This is a genomic window from Mycolicibacterium hippocampi (assembly GCF_010723735.1).
Lineage (GTDB): Bacteria > Actinomycetota > Actinomycetes > Mycobacteriales > Mycobacteriaceae > Mycobacterium > Mycobacterium hippocampi.
The window spans coordinates 1,077,224-1,092,688 of the sequence record NZ_BLLB01000002.1 but is presented as its reverse complement, the minus strand read 5'-3'; the positions used below and the strand labels follow the sequence as shown (position 1 = coordinate 1,092,688).

13 protein-coding genes are annotated in these 15,465 nt (G+C 69.2%); 5 read left to right on the top strand and 8 right to left on the bottom strand.

Annotation, left to right across the window (positions count from 1 at the left end):
• Positions 1–9 precede the first annotated feature (9 nt).
• Both G6N53_RS06350 and G6N53_RS06345 read right to left on the bottom strand, forming a co-directional pair.
• On the bottom strand, positions 10–2,055 hold the full coding sequence (locus G6N53_RS06350) for a hypothetical protein (protein ID WP_163887710.1): 2,046 nt from the start codon (positions 2,053–2,055) through the stop codon (positions 10–12).
• Between the two features lie 215 nt (positions 2,056–2,270).
• The gene (locus G6N53_RS06345; protein ID WP_163887709.1) at positions 2,271–2,810 is read right to left on the bottom strand and encodes a TetR/AcrR family transcriptional regulator; all 540 of its coding nucleotides are present in this window, start codon (positions 2,808–2,810) and stop codon (positions 2,271–2,273) included.
• A gap of 96 nt (positions 2,811–2,906) precedes the next feature.
• Between G6N53_RS06345 and G6N53_RS06340 the strand changes: the two genes are divergently transcribed.
• Positions 2,907–3,287 carry a hypothetical protein gene (locus G6N53_RS06340; RefSeq protein WP_205390313.1) on the top strand — a complete coding sequence of 127 codons (381 nt, stop codon included), beginning with the start codon at positions 2,907–2,909 and terminating at the stop codon, positions 3,285–3,287.
• On the opposite strand, the gene G6N53_RS06335 is transcribed toward G6N53_RS06340, so the two are convergent.
• Positions 3,284–4,702, bottom strand: coding sequence for a WS/DGAT/MGAT family O-acyltransferase (locus tag G6N53_RS06335; RefSeq protein WP_163887708.1), 1,419 nt, complete (start codon positions 4,700–4,702; stop codon positions 3,284–3,286). The genes G6N53_RS06340 and G6N53_RS06335 overlap by 4 nt on opposite strands.
• A 24-nt stretch (positions 4,703–4,726) precedes the next feature.
• A complete protein-coding gene (locus tag G6N53_RS06330) occupies positions 4,727–5,950 on the bottom strand; it encodes an alpha/beta hydrolase (protein ID WP_163887707.1) in 1,224 nt (407 codons plus the stop codon).
• Between the two features lie 168 nt (positions 5,951–6,118).
• Here G6N53_RS06330 and G6N53_RS06325 point away from each other — a divergent pair, with 168 nt between their 5' ends.
• Both G6N53_RS06325 and G6N53_RS06320 read left to right on the top strand, forming a co-directional pair.
• Positions 6,119–8,296, top strand: a complete 2,178-nt coding sequence (locus tag G6N53_RS06325) for an acyl-CoA dehydrogenase family protein (RefSeq protein WP_163887706.1) — start codon at positions 6,119–6,121, stop codon at positions 8,294–8,296.
• A 32-nt stretch (positions 8,297–8,328) separates the two neighbouring features.
• Entirely contained in the window at positions 8,329–9,246 is a 918-nt protein-coding gene (locus tag G6N53_RS06320; RefSeq protein ID WP_163887705.1) for an alpha/beta hydrolase, read from the top strand.
• Here the strand turns inward: G6N53_RS06320 and G6N53_RS06315 are convergent.
• Genes G6N53_RS06315 through G6N53_RS06305 form a run of 3 tightly spaced genes read right to left on the bottom strand, consistent with a single transcriptional unit; the run spans position 9,215 to position 12,645 of the window.
• On the bottom strand, positions 9,215–10,522 hold the full coding sequence (locus tag G6N53_RS06315) for an amidohydrolase family protein (RefSeq protein ID WP_163887704.1): 1,308 nt from the start codon (positions 10,520–10,522) through the stop codon (positions 9,215–9,217). The two genes, G6N53_RS06320 and G6N53_RS06315, sit on opposite strands and share 32 nt — an antisense overlap.
• A complete protein-coding gene (locus G6N53_RS06310; protein WP_163887703.1) occupies positions 10,516–11,631 on the bottom strand; it encodes a CoA transferase in 1,116 nt (371 codons plus the stop codon). Before G6N53_RS06310 ends, G6N53_RS06315 begins: the two co-directional genes overlap by 7 nt.
• 24 nt (positions 11,632–11,655) lie before the next feature.
• Positions 11,656–12,645, bottom strand: coding sequence for a MaoC family dehydratase (locus G6N53_RS06305; protein ID WP_163895534.1), 990 nt, complete (start codon positions 12,643–12,645; stop codon positions 11,656–11,658).
• Positions 12,646–12,732: 87 nt separating this feature from the next.
• Here G6N53_RS06305 and G6N53_RS06300 point away from each other — a divergent pair, with 87 nt between their 5' ends.
• Together G6N53_RS06300 and G6N53_RS06295 are read left to right on the top strand one after the other, a co-directional pair.
• The gene (locus tag G6N53_RS06300; protein WP_163887702.1) at positions 12,733–13,893 is read left to right on the top strand and encodes an acyl-CoA dehydrogenase family protein; all 1,161 of its coding nucleotides are present in this window, start codon (positions 12,733–12,735) and stop codon (positions 13,891–13,893) included.
• Between the two features lie 2 nt (positions 13,894–13,895).
• Positions 13,896–14,633 (top strand): GntR family transcriptional regulator, encoded by a 738-nt coding sequence (locus G6N53_RS06295; protein WP_163887701.1) that lies wholly within the window; start codon positions 13,896–13,898, stop codon positions 14,631–14,633.
• On the opposite strand, the gene G6N53_RS06290 is transcribed toward G6N53_RS06295, so the two are convergent.
• Positions 14,603–15,445: a helix-turn-helix transcriptional regulator gene (locus tag G6N53_RS06290; RefSeq protein ID WP_163887700.1), complete on the bottom strand. Its 843-nt coding sequence runs from the start codon at positions 15,443–15,445 to the stop codon at positions 14,603–14,605. The two genes, G6N53_RS06295 and G6N53_RS06290, sit on opposite strands and share 31 nt — an antisense overlap.
• Positions 15,446–15,465 lie beyond the last annotated feature (20 nt).

The following is a 15,465-nucleotide window of genomic DNA, read 5'->3' as shown; positions in this document are numbered from 1 at the left end:
CGGTCTTGCTCAGCTGTCTATGTACTGGGTGATTGCGTTCATGGCCTGGTCAGCCATCTGGGCCTTACGGACCGTCACCTGTGCATTCACCTCAAGTATCGCGACCTGCAACGCCGCTGAACCACTGCCGTCGGTAGCCAGGTCGCTGACCACGGCGCCGTCGGTTGCCACCGCGTCGGCGAGGTTGTCGTCACCGAGGCTCATGCTGCTCGCCACACCGTGGTCGCTGGCGGCCAGGGCAGCGTTGCGGTTTCCAACGATGTCGGCCTTGGCCAGGCCGTCGTCGGTGGTGGCTTGGGCGGCGTTGTCGCTGCCGAAGATGAAGCCGTGGCTGTGGCCACCGTTGTCCGCCTCGCTGAGGACGACGCTGTTCTCGCCGAGGATCGTGGTCGACGCAACGCTGCCAACTCCCTCGGCCTGCGAGACAAGGGTCGAACGGTGGCCACCCAGGACCCTGGCGAGCGCACCGTTCTCGGCGGCCGCGTTCCCCGAACTGGCGTCGGCGGCAGCGACGGCGGACCAACCGTGGTTCTGCGCGAACGCGAGCCCGTCCGAGTTGTCGCGCGCCTGGGCCGTGGCCCGACTGTGATCGATCGCGACGGCGTTGCTGAGGCTGTTGCCACGTGCGACGGAGCTCGCCACGCCGGCTTCCGCGGCGAACGCGGTGGCGCTGCTGGAGTCTCGGGCAACAGAACCGGCCGTGCTGCCGTCGAAGGAAGTCGCGCTGGCAACGCTGGTGTTCCTGGCCAAGGCGCTGGCCAGTCCCACCTCGCTGGCGGCTTCGGCGGCGCTGCCGTCGGCGGCGAAGACGTTGGCAAGGCCGCGGTCAGCACTGGCGGTGGCGGCGCTCGCACCGGTGGCTATGGCGCTGGCCAGGCCGCGCACACTGTCGGCACTGGCAGCGCTCGAGTCGTACGCAGCAGCTTTGGCCCAGCCGCGGTCGGCGGAGGCAGCCGCGGTGCTCTCGGTGCCGGCGATGGCTAGGGCACTGCTGAACCATCCTCGGGCGGCAGCGTCGCTGTTGGTTCCGTACGCGCGGGCGATGTTGAAGTTGCCGTCGGTGGCTTCGGCGGTGGAGTCGTCGCCGCGGACGATGGCGCGGTTGAACCAGCCTTCGGCGGTGGCGATGGCGTTGTCGCCACGAGCGATGGCGATGGAGCCGAAGCCGTTGGAGGTGGCGATGGCGGTGCCTTGTTGGATGATCTGGGTGCCGTTGATCGAGACGCTGAAGTCGTCGAAGGACACCCCGACTTGTTGGCCGATCCAGCTGAGCACACCCATCAGCCCCGAAACCTGAGCCGATGGCGGTGCGGGGGTGGTCAGTGCGTTGACCTGTTGAGTTACCAGAGTGCTCGCCACCTGGGTGAATGCCCCAGGTGCGTATTGGAACGCCGCGGCCGGCTCGGGCGGAGCTTCAGCGGTGTCGTCCACCGACGCGGCCGCCGCAGGCTGTGTCGTAGCGGCCGCAGCAGGCTGTGTCCTCGCGGCCGCAGCGGGGGCCAGCACTGACCGCCGAGGCGACTCGGCGGCCATCACTACCGGCAGCGCGGGGCTTTCCGTGGGCGCTGACGGGGTCTCCGGGTCGGGAGCCTCCTCGACACCGTCGACCATGTCCACTTCGGTGCGGTCGCTGTCGGTGTCGTCGAGGTCCTCGTCAGCGTCGTCCTCATCGGGAGCGTCGAGATCATCGTCCTCGGTATCGATGTCATCGGCATCGGCATCGGTGTCGGCATCCTTGTCGGCGTCGGTGTCGGCATCCTTGTCGGCGTCGGCGTCGGCGTCAGCATTCGAGGACCTCTTGTCGGAGGAGCCGGAATCGTCCGACCTACTACCCGACTTGGACGCTTTGCCCGATGTGGACGCTCCCGACGACGAGGACGACGTTGAAGAGCTGGCGCTGCTGCTCGACGACGAGGAGGAGGAGGACGACGAGGAGTCGTCGGAGTCTGCAGCCGCCGTCCACGGCACGGCGAACAACACAGCCCCCACACCGAGTGCGGCGGCCAGACCGCCGACCCGACCGATGTGCTGCCCCCGCAGGTCGCGGATGGGCACCCGACGAGGTGCACGACCTCGCGGTGTCTGCAGCCGATGTCTGCCCGTCGAACCCATCTGTGATCCCCTCGAGTCGCCCGCCGAGCAGGCCGCCTGACACATTGCCGAGAACGCATTCAGGTCTGAAGCTATCGCCATTGACGGCGGCGCCGATATGGGGATTTCCCTATGCTTCACCCTCCGCGGCAACACCACGACTCCGCGGTCCACCGCCGCTAGCTTCGGGTCTGCCGGGTGAGGATCGCCAGAACCCTTTCCCTCCACCTGCTGTCCACGGTCCCGGTGCGGGCCAGTTTTGCGACGTAGCCCCCGACGATCATGTCGATCAACGTGTCGGCGTCACCGCTGTCGTCACCGAGCACCTCGATGGCCAGTCCCCGGTGAGCACCCAGGATCTCCCGGAACACCTCGCTGAAGTCGGGGTCCTCATCGGTGAGCAGTGCAGCGAAACCGCCGCCACCGATCCCGTTGGTGATGACGTCCATCGACTGCGAGATCACCCACCCCAACCGCTGCTCGCGGCTTGATCCCGGCGGGACCACCGGTCTCACCACCAGGCCGGCGAGGGCTGCTGTGAGCAGCGCGCGGCGGTTCGGATGACGCCGGTAGATGGTCGTCTTCGCGATACCGGTGGCCTCGACGATGGACTGCATCGTCACGGCGCGCGGACCACGCGCCCGCAGGATCTGCAAGGCCGCATCGAGTATTCGGGCGCCCACCTCGTCGCTGCCATCCGCACCACTGCCAGCAGTCATGTCCCTCGTTCCGCTGTTCAGAGCAGTAAACCGAGGCTTACGCTACACTAGACGTATCGCTACGCTACCCGTAGCGTAGTTACAAAGGAGGATGTTGTGTACCGATTGCTCGCCCGCGTTCCACTGCCCGCAGTGGGCTACGTCCTGACACTCATCGGCTTTGCCTTTCTCGGATTCTTCGTCGCGGCGCTCGGCTTCGGATTCGACCGAGCTGCCGTCCTAGGTGTCGCCATGGTGACCAGCTATGCCGCAGGCGCACTGTGTTTCGCGCTTCGTCGTCGCCAGATTGCCGTTGCCGGCCCCGCCGACGACGTCGTACTCGGCCTCGACCCCATCCGTGGGAACACCGACCGCTCGGCAGCCGAACGCTACGTTCTGAGGTATCGGGGAGACGACACCGTGCAGGCCCACACCGCTACCCCCGCCGTCCGGGCGGCTGACAGCTCTGACGGCGAACAGCTCGCCCCCGCCGCCTAGGGCGCCATCGCGGTCTCGACGACCGTGAGCTCCTCGGAAAGACCTGCCGCATTACGGATCTCGATGAATGCCTCGACCATCGCATCGGTCAGCTCGTGCGGATCCTCGAGGGTCTTGCCGTCCGAGAGCACCGAGATGTTGATCTGGTCGACGTAGCTCCAGACGGTGATGTTGAGCCCGCTGCCGGTGGTCAGCGGCCCGACGGAGTAGATCTCCGTCACCAGCGCACCGCCGACGCGGGCCCGCTCCCGCGGCCCCGGCACATTGGAGATCGGCAGGTTCATCACCTTGTTCTGGCCGTCCTTGTTCGCCAGCCACCGGAACATCGCCTCGGCAGGGGCCGGCGGGAAGTACGACGACCACCGGCTCACCAGCTCCGGGCCGATCAGGTTGTTGCTCTCCTTGCCGGCGGTGGCGCCGTCATGGGCGGCGCGCACCCGCTCCAGGGGGTCCTCGATCTCCACGGGCAGCCTGACCAGCACACCGGTGAAGTAATTGCCGGAGATGCGGTCCCGGGAGAAGTCGAAGCTCACCGGCACCGACGCCAGCAGAGGATGGTCGGCGGTACCGTCGTAGCGCAGCAACAGCTTTCGCAGCGCCCCGGCGGAGATCGCCAGGATCATGTCGTTGATCGTGACGCCCAGGTGCTTGCCGGTCTGCTTGACGTCATCCAGCGACAGTGTGGCGGTCGCGTACCGGCGTGTCGCGTCGACCATGTGGTTCATGAACGACGGCGGCGGCGTGAAGGGGCGGGTCAGTTCCGGCGACAGCTTGTGGGAACTCTTGCGTACCCGGCTCACCCCCGCAGCCGTGTAGCGCACCACGGACGGGAACTTGGCGATCTGCCGCAGGTGGTCGGTGAACGCGGTGCGCACCAGCTCACCCTTGGACGGCGCGGGATCGGTGGCATAGGAGTCGCGCTCCGGCACTGGTCCGTCCTGCAGATCCATGCCGCGGGCCAGCAGGTTCGCCGAGGCGACACCGTCGGCGAGGGCGTGGTGGATCTTGCCGAGCACCGCGATGCGGCCTTCCGCCAGGCCCTCGATCAGGTACATCTCCCACAGCGGACGGCTGCGGTCCAGCGGGGTACTGGCGATCCGGCCCACCGCTTCATCGAGTTGCCGACGGCCACCCGGCGCGTCGACGCGACAGGAGCGCACGTGGTACTCGAGGTCGACCTCGGCGTTCTCGCGCCACATGGGGTGGTGGAACTTGAACGGGATGTCGATCAGTTCGTAGCGGAACGGGTCGAGCTTGTAGAGCCTGCTGTGGATGACCTTGCGCAGCTCCTCGACACCGAACTTGGCGCCGCCGAGATCGTCGAGCTGGATCACGGCCAGCTTCAACGTGTGCATGTGCACGGTGGGCGTCTCGCTGTACAACAACACAGCGTCCCACCCGCTAAGCCTCTTCACGAAAGTGACCTCCTACCCGGAGGCCTATATAACCTCTTTGGCTCCGATGAGGCTTCTGTTTCGGTGAACATGGTTGAGGAACAAGCCGATTGCCGTCGATGCCGCACCTGTGCGGGCTCCGTCCATCATGTCGAAACCGTGGCCGGCGCCCGGAAGCTCGACATAACTGACGACCGACCGGGACACCGCCTTGAGCCGGTCGACGAAGCTGCGTGCCTGGGCGACCGGGATCACGCTGTCGCCGGTGCCGTGCACGACCAGGAACGGCGGCGCCTCGGCATGCACGCGGGCGATCGGCGACGCCTTGCGGAACACGTCGGGATGCTTGGACATCTTGCGTCGGACGACGACCCGTTCGAGGAAGTCGACGAACCGCACCCGCTCGACGGTCGACTTGTCCTCCCAGTCGTAGCGCCCGTAGATGCCGATGACCGCGTCCACCGACGTGTCCGAACCCTCGGGCAGTTCCCCCTGCAGCTCCGGGTCGTTGGCCGTCAGACCCGCCAGGGCAGCGAGGTGACCGCCCGCCGAGGTGCCGGCGATCGTGACGAAGTTGCGGTCGCCGCCGAACTTGTCGACGTTGGCCCGCGCCCAGGCGATGGCCGCCTTGACGTCCATGATGTGTGCCGGCCAGGGGTTGTGCGGTGCGACGCGGTAGTCGATGGACAGACACACCCAGCCCTTCTCGGCCAGGTGCGACATCAACGCGTAGCCCTGCAGGAAGCGGCTGCCGTGCACCCACGCGCCACCGGGCACGAACAGCAGCACCGGCGCGGGCTGATCGGGCAGATCGTCGCGGCGCCACACATCGAGCAACTGCGTGGGCCGCGGGCCGTACTGCACCGACGTCCGGTGCACGTGACGACGATGTTCGCGCATCTTCCAGAACGGCGGGGTGCGCTCCGGCTGCGGCCATTCGATGTCGAGGTCCTTGGTTGAGACCAGTCCGCGCAACGCCGCTTCGCTCACGGCGTTGGTGCTTTCCCGTTCCTGGCGCTTGAGTTCGGCGTCCGAGGGCTTGAACAGCGATCGTGCGGTGGCGCCGAGGAAGTCCGGTGCGTGGCGGGAACCCCAGATGGCGGCGGCGGTCAGCACACCCAGCGGCTCGAGGTGCTTGCCGATGACCGGCAGCGATGCCGACGCGACGCTCATGGCCAGGAGATGATCGGAAGGACCGGCCTTCAGCAACCATTGCAAGCGCGTGGTGAGCGTGGGGCCGGGGTACCGGATATCCGGTCGTTCCGTCATTTCGCGAGCGTACCCCCATGCACAAAAGCCAAACGACACGTTGAGCGAAGTTGTCTACTCACGGTGCCGTCGTGACCGATCTGTGATCTCACTCACAGATGCTGCCACAGCCGTCAGGCACGATAGCTTCGTTGACAACCGTCAAATCCACCGAAGAGGGCTTCCACAGTGAGCAAGAGCGCGACCGCATCGAGGCTGGCCATCACCGACGATCACCAGGACCTCGCCGAGGCCGCGAACGGCCAGCTCACCCGGCTGGCGACGCTGGCCACCGCCAGGGCCTCCCTCGAGGGCGGGTCCAGGCATCCTTCCGACATCTGGACCGCAGCCGCCGAGCTCGGCTGGACCGGGCTGGCGATCGGCGAAGACGTCGGCGGGTCGGGTTTCGGGTTGGCCGAACTGGCGGTCGTGTTGGAATGCCAGGGCCGCCAGCTGTGTCCCGGACCGTTCCTGCCCAGCGTGGCGGCGTCGGTGGTGATCGACCGGTGCGCACCGCAATCCGTGCGCGCCGAGTTCCTTCCCGGCCTGGCCGGCGGTGAGACAGTCGCGGCGCTCGGCGTGTCGGGCTCGGTCACGGCGGGTTCCGACCTGGTGGTCACCGGAGAATGCCCCGCAGTGCTCGGCGCGCCGGACGCCGACGTCCTGGTGCTGGTCGCCGGCGACGACGTCGTCGTCGTGCCCGCCGGTGCCGACGGGGTCACGGTCAGCAGCCTCGACACGCTGGACACCACCCGCAGTGTCGGCTCCGTCGCGCTGCATGACGTCACCGTTCCCACCGAGCGCGTGCTGCGCGGCGCCGCCCGCAACGCCACGACGGTGTTCCGGATCCTGGCCTCGGCCGAGGCGGTGGGAGTGAGCTGGGCTGCGCTGGACATGGCAGTCGACTACGCGAAGGTCCGCGAACAGTTCGGACGCACCATCGGCACCTTCCAGGCGGTCAAACACCACGCCGCCAACATGCTCGTCGCCGCGGAGGTGGCCACGGCGGCCACCTGGGACGCGGCCCGCGCCGACGAGCTGGACAGCGCCTGGTTCGCCGGGGCGGTCGCCGCCGCACATGCGATCCATGCCCAAGTGTTCAACGCGCAGAACAACATTCAGCTCCACGGCGGTATCGGTTACACCTGGGAGCACGACGCCCACCTGTATCTGCGCAGGGCCCGCATGCTGGCGGCGCTGATGGCCGACGGTGCCGACCCGCTCCTCGACGTCGTCGAGGGACAGCGCACCGGCCAGGCTCACGGCGCGTCGTTCACCCTGCCCCCCGAAGCCGACGACCACCGCAGCGCCGCACGCGAGGTGGCCGCACGGGTCGCCGCACTGCCAGGGGATCAACAACGTGACGCCCTCGTCGAGTCCGGCTATCTGGTGCCGCACTGGCCCAAGCCGTGGGGCCGCGGCGCCGACGTCCTCGAACAACTCGTCATCGAAGAAGAGTTCGCCGACATCGACCGCCCGGACATGGGGATCACCGGCTGGGTGGCGCTGACGATCGCCCAGGCCGGCACCGAAGACCAGCGGGAACGCTGGGTGGAGCCGGTGCTGCGAGGCCAGGTGATGTGGTGCCAGCTGTTCTCCGAGCCCGGCGCTGGCTCGGATGCCGCGGCGGTGCGCACCGCCGCCAAGAAGGTGGACGGCGGCTGGCGGATCACCGGGCAGAAGGTGTGGACGAGCCTGGCGCACATGTGCCAATGGGGTCTGGCCACGGTGCGGACCGACTTCGAAGCCTCCAAGCACGCCGGAGTGACGATGATGGCCATCGACATGAAATCCGAAGGGGTGACGGTCAACCCGCTGCGCGGCATCACCGGCGACGCACACTTCAACGAGGTCTTCTTCGATGACGTGTTCGTGCCGGACTCCGATGTGGTGGGCGATGTGAACAAGGGCTGGCTGGTGGCGCGGGCGACGCTGGGCAACGAGCGGGTCTCCATCGGCGGCGGATCGGGCGCGATCGGCGGCACCACCCCCGACCACCTGGTCAAGCTTCTCGACAGCTCGCCTGCCACGGCCACGATGTACACCCGGCAGGCCGGCACGGTCATCGCCGAGATCCACGCGCTGCGCCTGCTCAACCTGCGCCGCGCCAGCCGGGCCATCGCGGGTGCCGAGCCGGGTCCGGAGGGCAACGTGACGAAGCTGCTGGTCGCCGAGTCCGGTCAGCGCCTCACCGAGCTGGCGTTCGAACTGGCAGGCACGGCCGCGGTGGTCGAACAGACGCCGCAGCTGACCCGCAGCTATCTGGGCAACCGCGCGATGACCATCGCCGGCGGCACCTCGGAGATCACCCGCAACACCATCGCCGAGCGGATCCTCGGCCTGCCCCGCGATCCGCTGCTGCGGTGAGAGGCGATGCGCATACTGTTCAGGTGCCCAGCATGAAGACGGTTCCAGACTTCCACCCCGAGTTGCGACGCAGCGCCAGACTGCTGCCCAAACAGATGATCACGCCGCTCACCCTGCCTTTCATCCGGGCGGCGAGCCGGCTGATGTGGCGCAATGCACCCGAGGATGTCGAGGTGCTCACCCTCCCGTCGGGCGTCGGGGTGCGGTTGTACCGTCCCGAAGGCGTCTCAGGGCGCAGCCCGGCGCTGCTGTGGATCCACGGCGGCGGGTACGTGATCGGCGACGCCGCCCAGGACGACGTGCTGTGCCGCAGGTTTGCCCGCGAGCTCGGCGCCACCGTCGCCTCGGTGGACTACCGGTTGGCGCCCGAACACCCGTACCCGGCGCCCGTCGAGGACTGCTATTCGGCGCTGACATGGCTGGCCGCGCTGCCCTCGGTCGACCCGGCGAGGGTGGCGATCGGCGGGGCCAGCGCCGGTGGCGGGCTGGCTGCCGCGCTGGCGCTGCTCACCCGCGACCGCGGCCAGATCGACTTGGCGGCACAGCTTCTGGTCTATCCGATGATCGACGACCGCACCGTGTCACGCACCGACCTGGACAATCCAGGGCACCGGCTGTGGAATCAGTCGAGCAACCGGTTCGGTTGGCGCGCCTACCTCGGCGACGCCGATCCACAGGTCGCCGTACCGGCGCGTCGGGAGGACCTCGCCGGGCTTCCGCCGGCGTGGATCGGTGTCGGAACGCTGGACCTGTTCCACGACGAGGACCTCGCCTACGCCGAGCGGCTGCGCGACGCCGGGGTGCCGTGCGAGGTGTTGGTGGTCGACGGCGCGTTCCACGGCTTCGACGGCATTGCGCCGAAAGCCGATGTCTCCCAGTCGTTCTTTGCCAGCCAGTGCGCGCTCCTGAAGACGGCGTTCACGCCCTCTGGTACACCAACTCCCCACTGATGACGGTGGCGGCCACCAGGCCGCGGTCCAGCTCGGCCAGCACGACGCCCGGCGGTGCCGTCAGGATGCACAGGTCGCCGGGTTCGCCCGGAGACACCGAGCGGGGTGATACCGGGTGCGCCGCGGGCCCCAGGAACATCGTCAACGCCTCGGCCGGCGAGATGCGCTCGGCCACACCGAGCAGCGCGCCGCCGGGCGTGCGGCGATGCACCGCGGCCCGCATCACCGCCCAGGGATCGGCGTCACCGAAAGGCGCGTCCGTCGACAGCGCGACGGGCACCCCGGCGCGGCGCAGCGCCGCCACCCGCCAGAGTTCGTGGTGTTCGGCGGCCGGCACATCGGCCAGGTACTGGTCACCGCGCTCGGCGACGAAATTCGGCTGGGTCACCACCGTCACGCCCGCCGCGGCGAGGTCGGCCAGGCTGCCGTCGGGCACCACCGCGGCATGCTCGACGCGGTCACCGGGACGGCTGCCGGCGCAGCGCAGCGCCTCGAGGGTGACCACCAGCTGCGCGGCCGTCACGCAGTGCACGGCGACGGGGCGACCGGCGGCGTGCGCGTCGGAGATCCATTCGGTGAGGCCGTCGAGGTCGAGATCGTCGTCGTGCAGGATGCGCTTTCCGGGCGCCAGGCAGTGCACCGTCTGGCGCAGCTCGCCTGCGGTGTGGGCGCGCTGGAGGTTCTCGACGTCCGCACCGGACAGGTCCGGAGTGGCGTCGGTGACCCCGGTGACGCCGAATTCGCACAGTCGCGTACTGATCTCGGTCAGGCTCGGCTCGCTGCGCAGCAGGGTCGACGACCAGCTCGCGTCCGCGCTGCGGAGCCGGCCGTCCGGGTGGGCGGCCAGGCCGAGGCGGGCCAGCCCGGCCGAGTTGACCGTCCACTGCACCCCGCTGCGGTGCTGAACACGTACCGGGACACCCGGCGGCGCGAGCATGTCGAGCACGTCCCGGTGCAGCGGTCCCGCTGCCGCGTCGTGGTATCCGACCGCCCGGATCCAGCCGTCGGCGTCGACGCGGGCGGCGGCGAGGAGGCGGGCGAGGTCCGCTCTGTCCGCGACTTCGTCCGGGCCGACGCGGACCGAGTGCAGGGCGGCCGCGGCGGCACGCAGGTGCAGATGATGGTCGTGCAGCCCGGGCAGCACGGTGCCGCCGGCTGCGTCGTACACCGTCTCCCCCGGCCGGGCCGCGAGTCCGTCGGCGACCTCGGTGATCCGCGCGCCGACGCGGATGTCGGTGCGCGTTCCGTCGAGCAGCACCGCCCGTTGGATCAGCATGTGGGGGCAAGCCGCTGCGCTGTCAGGTGCTCAACAGCGGCGTTGTCGGCTCCCGGACGGACAGCGGCGTGTTCGACGTTTGGCGTTGTCGTACAAGTTCTCTCGTCGCCACGCGGCAGCCGCGCATACGATGCGGACACCCCGGCCATGGACAGCTCGATCACCTCACCGCCGCCCCGGCCGCACGATTGCAGGACGGCGACCGCGGCGTGGATACCCGTGAGCGGGTCGGCGATCGCATCCCCGCAGAACCTCGGCACATCGGCGGTGCCGGCCACCAGGCCGCCCGACACCGCGGCGTCGTCGCCGAAGGCCACCCAGTCGGCGTGTTCGCCGTCGGTGCCGTGGCCGGTGATCCGCAGCCAGATGCGTCCGTCGCGGTCGGGTTGGTCCGACGGTCCGAGGCCGCGTCGTTCCAGCGCCGCCGGCCGTGACGACTCGATCACCACGTCGGCAGCGGCCAGCAACCGGCGCAGACCGTCGGGGCGTCGGAAATCTGCTTCGTAGCAGAGCTTTCCACCGTTGATCCAGTCGAAGAACGCCGACGGACCGGTGCGGGTACCGTCCGGTCGCGCAGCGCTCTCGACCTTGACCACGGTCGCGCCGGCCTGCGCCAGCAGCCGGCCGCACAGCGGCCCCGCCCACATCGACGACAGGTCGACCACCAGTAGCTCCTCCGGGGACGTCGACGTCGAGCGTCTGCCGAGCCGGCGGATGTGCGGCGTCGCCCCCGGTGGGTCCGTGGTCTCGCCCAGCACACCCACGGGCAGACCGAGCAGCCGGGCACGCTCGGCGAAGGGCGCCGCACCGAGCCGGCGGACGTGCTGTGCGAGCACCGGCCAGGGATCTGCGGCGACATCATCGCCTTCGACCAGCGCCGGTACCGCTGCGACATCATCGGGACGGGACAGCGTCAACGCGCACCAGGCGCCGGCACCGTCGCGCATCAGCCGGGTGGCCCCACCCGCCGACACCTGGCCGCGGGCCCGCAGTCCCAACAGCGCGGCCCGGCCACCGAGCAACTCCCCGGCATCTACACCGACCCCGAGCAGCTGCGCGGTCGACTGCGCATGCGCGAGCACGGCGGCGGGGATGCCCACAGACGTCACCAGACCATTGTGGGCGACGCCGGCTCAGAACAGCAGGCCGGTGAAGCACCAGTCGAGAACCTGGCGGTCGTCCTCGGGCTCCGACCCGCCCGCGGTGTAGACCCGCGAACGCAGCCGCACCACCCCGCCGCGCCCGTCGGGCAGGGGTTCAGCGGATTCGATGCTGAGTTCGCTGTAGAGCGTGTCGTTCTCGTGCACCGGGCCGGTGTGGTCACACGACTCCCAGCTCAGCACGGTGACCAGGTTCGGCAACAGCCGGGTGGCCTGGGCGAGCGCCAACCCGATGGTGTGGCCGCCGTAAACCAACCGCTGCCCGGAAGCGCGCGAATCATGATGGGTGGCAGCGATGTTGAGCGACAACCGGGCGAGTTCGGGTGCGCTGCTCACGACGTCGGCGGTACTGCGGAGCACCTCGCCGGCCAGCGCGGGATCGAAGTGCGGGCCGGACACCCGGGCCCGGAATGCCTCGCCGTCCCAGTCCGCGGTGGGATCGGCGGCCGGACCCGCGGCGGCGCCGATGACCGACAGGTCGTCGGCATGGCCTGTCTCGACGGCGACGCCGCTCAGCGGCAGCATCGCGCACCGGTAGAAGTCCAGCACCAGCCGGCCGACCCCGTCGATGGTGGTCATCCGCAGGGCGGCCAGACCGGTGGGGACCCGTCCGGGCTTGGCGGCGTTCTGCTTCAGGCCCACCACCTCGGTGCGGGTGAACAACGTGTCGCCGATGACCGGGAACCGGTGAAACCTCAACCCGCGGTAGAACAGGTTGGCCTTCACCCGCTGCGTCACCACCGTGGACTGACCGATCGCCACGTCGCACACCAGCGCCGGGTGAGCCAGCGGGCCGAGCGATCCGGTCACCGCGGTGGCGAGCTCCGCGTCCAGTGCCAGCCGCAGCCGGTCGCCGAGGATCGCCTGATGTGCCGCCGCGATGCCTGCGGTCAAGGTCACCGACGGCGAGGAGTCGAAGACCTGACCCACCTGAAGGTCGTCGAAGTGCGGTCCGCCCGCCATTTGGCCGTACAAAGTCACAGCTCGCCATGCTGGCACCACGCTCGTTGTCGTGTCAATATGGCCGTACATTTAAAGGAGGTGACGCGGGTGCCTGCCCAGCTGAACGACGAGGAGGCCTTCCTGGTCGACACGGTCCGGACGTTCGTCGACCGCGACGTCAAACCCACCGTCCGGGACGTCGAACACGCCAACTCCTACCCCGAGGCGTGGATCGAACAGATGAAGCGCATCGGTATCTACGGGCTGGCGATCCCGGAGGAGTACGGCGGCACACCCGTGTCGACCCGGTGCTACGTGCTGGTCACCCAGGAACTGTCCCGGGGCTGGATGAGCCTGGCCGGCGCGATGGGCGGCCACACCGTGGTGGCCAAGCTGCTGGCGCTGTTCGGCACCGAGGAGCAGAAGCGGCGCTATCTGCCGGACATGGCGACCGGGGAGGTCCGTGCGACGATGGCGCTGACCGAACCGGGCGGCGGGTCGGACCTGCAGGCGATGACCACCACCGCACTTCCGTCCGAGGGTGGCGGCCTGGCCGTCAACGGGTCGAAGACGTGGATCTCCAATGCGCGGCGCTCCGGGCTGATCGCGCTGCTGTGCAAGACCGATCCGACCGCCAGCCCGGCGCATCGGGGCATCTCGGTGGTGCTGGTCGAGGCGGGAACCACGGGGCTGTCGGTGTCGCGGGATCTGCCCAAGCTCGGCTACAAGGGCGTGGAGAGTTGTGAGCTGCGCTTCGACGACTGCCGGGTACCTGCAACAGCGATTCTCGGCGGCGAGCCCGGAAAGGGTTTCGGGCAGATGATGAAGGGCCTCGAGACCGGCCGGATCCAGGTGGCGTCACGTGCTCTCGGGGTGGCCACGGCCGCCCTCGAGGACGCGCTGGCCTACGCCCAGGACCGGGAGAGTTTCGGCCAGCCGATCTGGAAGCACCAGGCGATCGGCCACTATCTCGCCGACATGGCGACGAAGCTGACCGCCGCCCGCACGCTCACCCTGCACGCGGCCGACTGCTACGACAGCGGGCAGCGCGCCGACATGGAGGCGGGGATGGCCAAGCTTTTCGCCTCCGAGACCGCGATGGAGATCGCGCTGAACGCGGTGCGCATCCACGGCGGGTACGGCTATTCGACCGAATACGACGTCGAGCGGTACTTCCGGGACGCGCCGCTGATGATCGTCGGCGAGGGCACCAACGAGATCCAGCGCAATGTGATCGCCGCACAGCTCGTCGCCCGGGGCGGCATCTGAGGATGCGCGCGGAACCGGCGTATCGGCTGCTGCGTGAACAGCTGCGCGACGAGATCGGTGCGGGCCGCTACCCGCACGGCGTCCGGCTGCCGACAGAGTCCGAACTCGTTGCCAGACACGGGCTGTCCCGGCAGACGGTCCGCCGGGCGTTTCAGGACCTGGTCGCAGAGGGGGTGGTGTACCGGGTTCCGGGGCGGGGGACGTATGCCCGGGAGTCGGGCCGCTATCTGCGTCAGCTCGGTTCCATCGAGGACCTGATGAACCTGTCGCAGGACACCACCATGGAGGTGGTGCGCGGGTTGACCCGGCGTGTCGACGTCGAGGCGGCGAGTCGGCTGCGCCTCGACGACGACGTGGTACACACCGTGGTGTTGCGGCGTCTGCACACCGCGGCCGGGCACGACGTCCCGTTCGTGTCGACCACCGTGCACCTGCCCGGCTCGAGCGCACGTCACGTCGCCGACAGCGGCGCGCTGCGCACCGGCGCGGTCGGCACCCACACCGTCATCGGGCTGCTGGAGCCGCACCTCTGTCAACCCATTGCCGAAGCCGCACAGTCGATCACGGTCGCGGCGGCAGACGACGACGTCGCGGCCGCGGTGGGCTGCCCTGCCGGGCATCCGATGCTGCGCGTCGACAGGCTCTACTCCGACAGCTCCGGCCGCCCGGTCGAGTTGTCGGTCAGCCACTTCCTGCCCGAGCAGTACACCTACCGGGTGACGTTGCGCCGCTCCGGCTGACGTTCGGTCGCTGCGATGCTGCCGAGCATCTTCAGCGCATCGGCATCCGGGCTTCCCGGTTCGGCGTCGTAGACCACGAGTTCCTGTCCCGGGGCGGCCCGCACGTCGAACGTCTGCATCGTCAGCTCGATCAGGCCGATCTCGGGGTGTCGGAACCTCTTGCTGAACAGTGACTTCCCCCGGGCATCGTGGCGCGCCCACAGGGCCTGGAACTCGTCGCCGGTATCGCGGAGCTCGGTGAGCACCTCCTGCACCCGCGGATCCGATGGCGCCGCGGTGTGGTGCAGCCGGAAGCCGGCCACCGAATCTCTGGCGACAGCCGACCAGTCGGCGTAGAAGTCGCGGGCCCGGGGCTCACCGAAGACCAGCAGCATCAGGTTGCCCTTCGCGCCGAAATCACCGAAGAGCGCGTGCGCCAACGGATTGGCCGCCAGGACGTCGTATGCCCGGTTGTAGACCAGCGCCGGGTTGTCGGGCCAGGCCTCCATCAGCCGCAGCAACGCGGGGGCGACCTGCTCGCTGACCAGGGTGTGCATCTCCCGCGGCGCGAGCCCGGCGAGGCGGAACAGGTGCCGATGCCCGTCTTGGTCCAACCGCAGTGCCGCTGCCAGCGCGTCGAGCACCGGAGCCGACGGCGAGCGTTCCCGTCCCTGTTCCAGGCGGACGTAGTAATCCACGCTCACCCCGGCCGACCAGGCCACCTCTTCGCGTCGCAACCCCGGCACCCGCCGGGTGCCGGTGGCGACCAGGCCGACCTCGGCCGGAGTCACCTGCGCGCGGCGGCTGCGCAAGTAGTCGCCCAGTTCGGTCATGTCATCCACGATATGCGCCG

Excerpts from the sequence above, each read along its gene's own strand:
- G6N53_RS06290 (WP_163887700.1), bottom strand. The coding sequence starts at position 15,445 with ATGACCGAACTGGGCGACTACTTGCGCAGCCGCCGCGCGCAGGTGACT.
- G6N53_RS06315 (WP_163887704.1), bottom strand. The coding sequence starts at position 10,522 with ATGCTGATCCAACGGGCGGTGCTGCTCGACGGAACGCGCACCGACATC.
- G6N53_RS06345 (WP_163887709.1), bottom strand. The coding sequence starts at position 2,810 with ATGACTGCTGGCAGTGGTGCGGATGGCAGCGACGAGGTGGGCGCCCGA.
- G6N53_RS06320 (WP_163887705.1), top strand. The coding sequence starts at position 8,329 with ATGAAGACGGTTCCAGACTTCCACCCCGAGTTGCGACGCAGCGCCAGA.
- G6N53_RS06295 (WP_163887701.1), top strand. The coding sequence starts at position 13,896 with ATGCGCGCGGAACCGGCGTATCGGCTGCTGCGTGAACAGCTGCGCGAC.
- G6N53_RS06330 (WP_163887707.1), bottom strand. The coding sequence starts at position 5,950 with ATGACGGAACGACCGGATATCCGGTACCCCGGCCCCACGCTCACCACG.
- G6N53_RS06305 (WP_163895534.1), bottom strand. The coding sequence starts at position 12,645 with ATGGCGGGCGGACCGCACTTCGACGACCTTCAGGTGGGTCAGGTCTTC.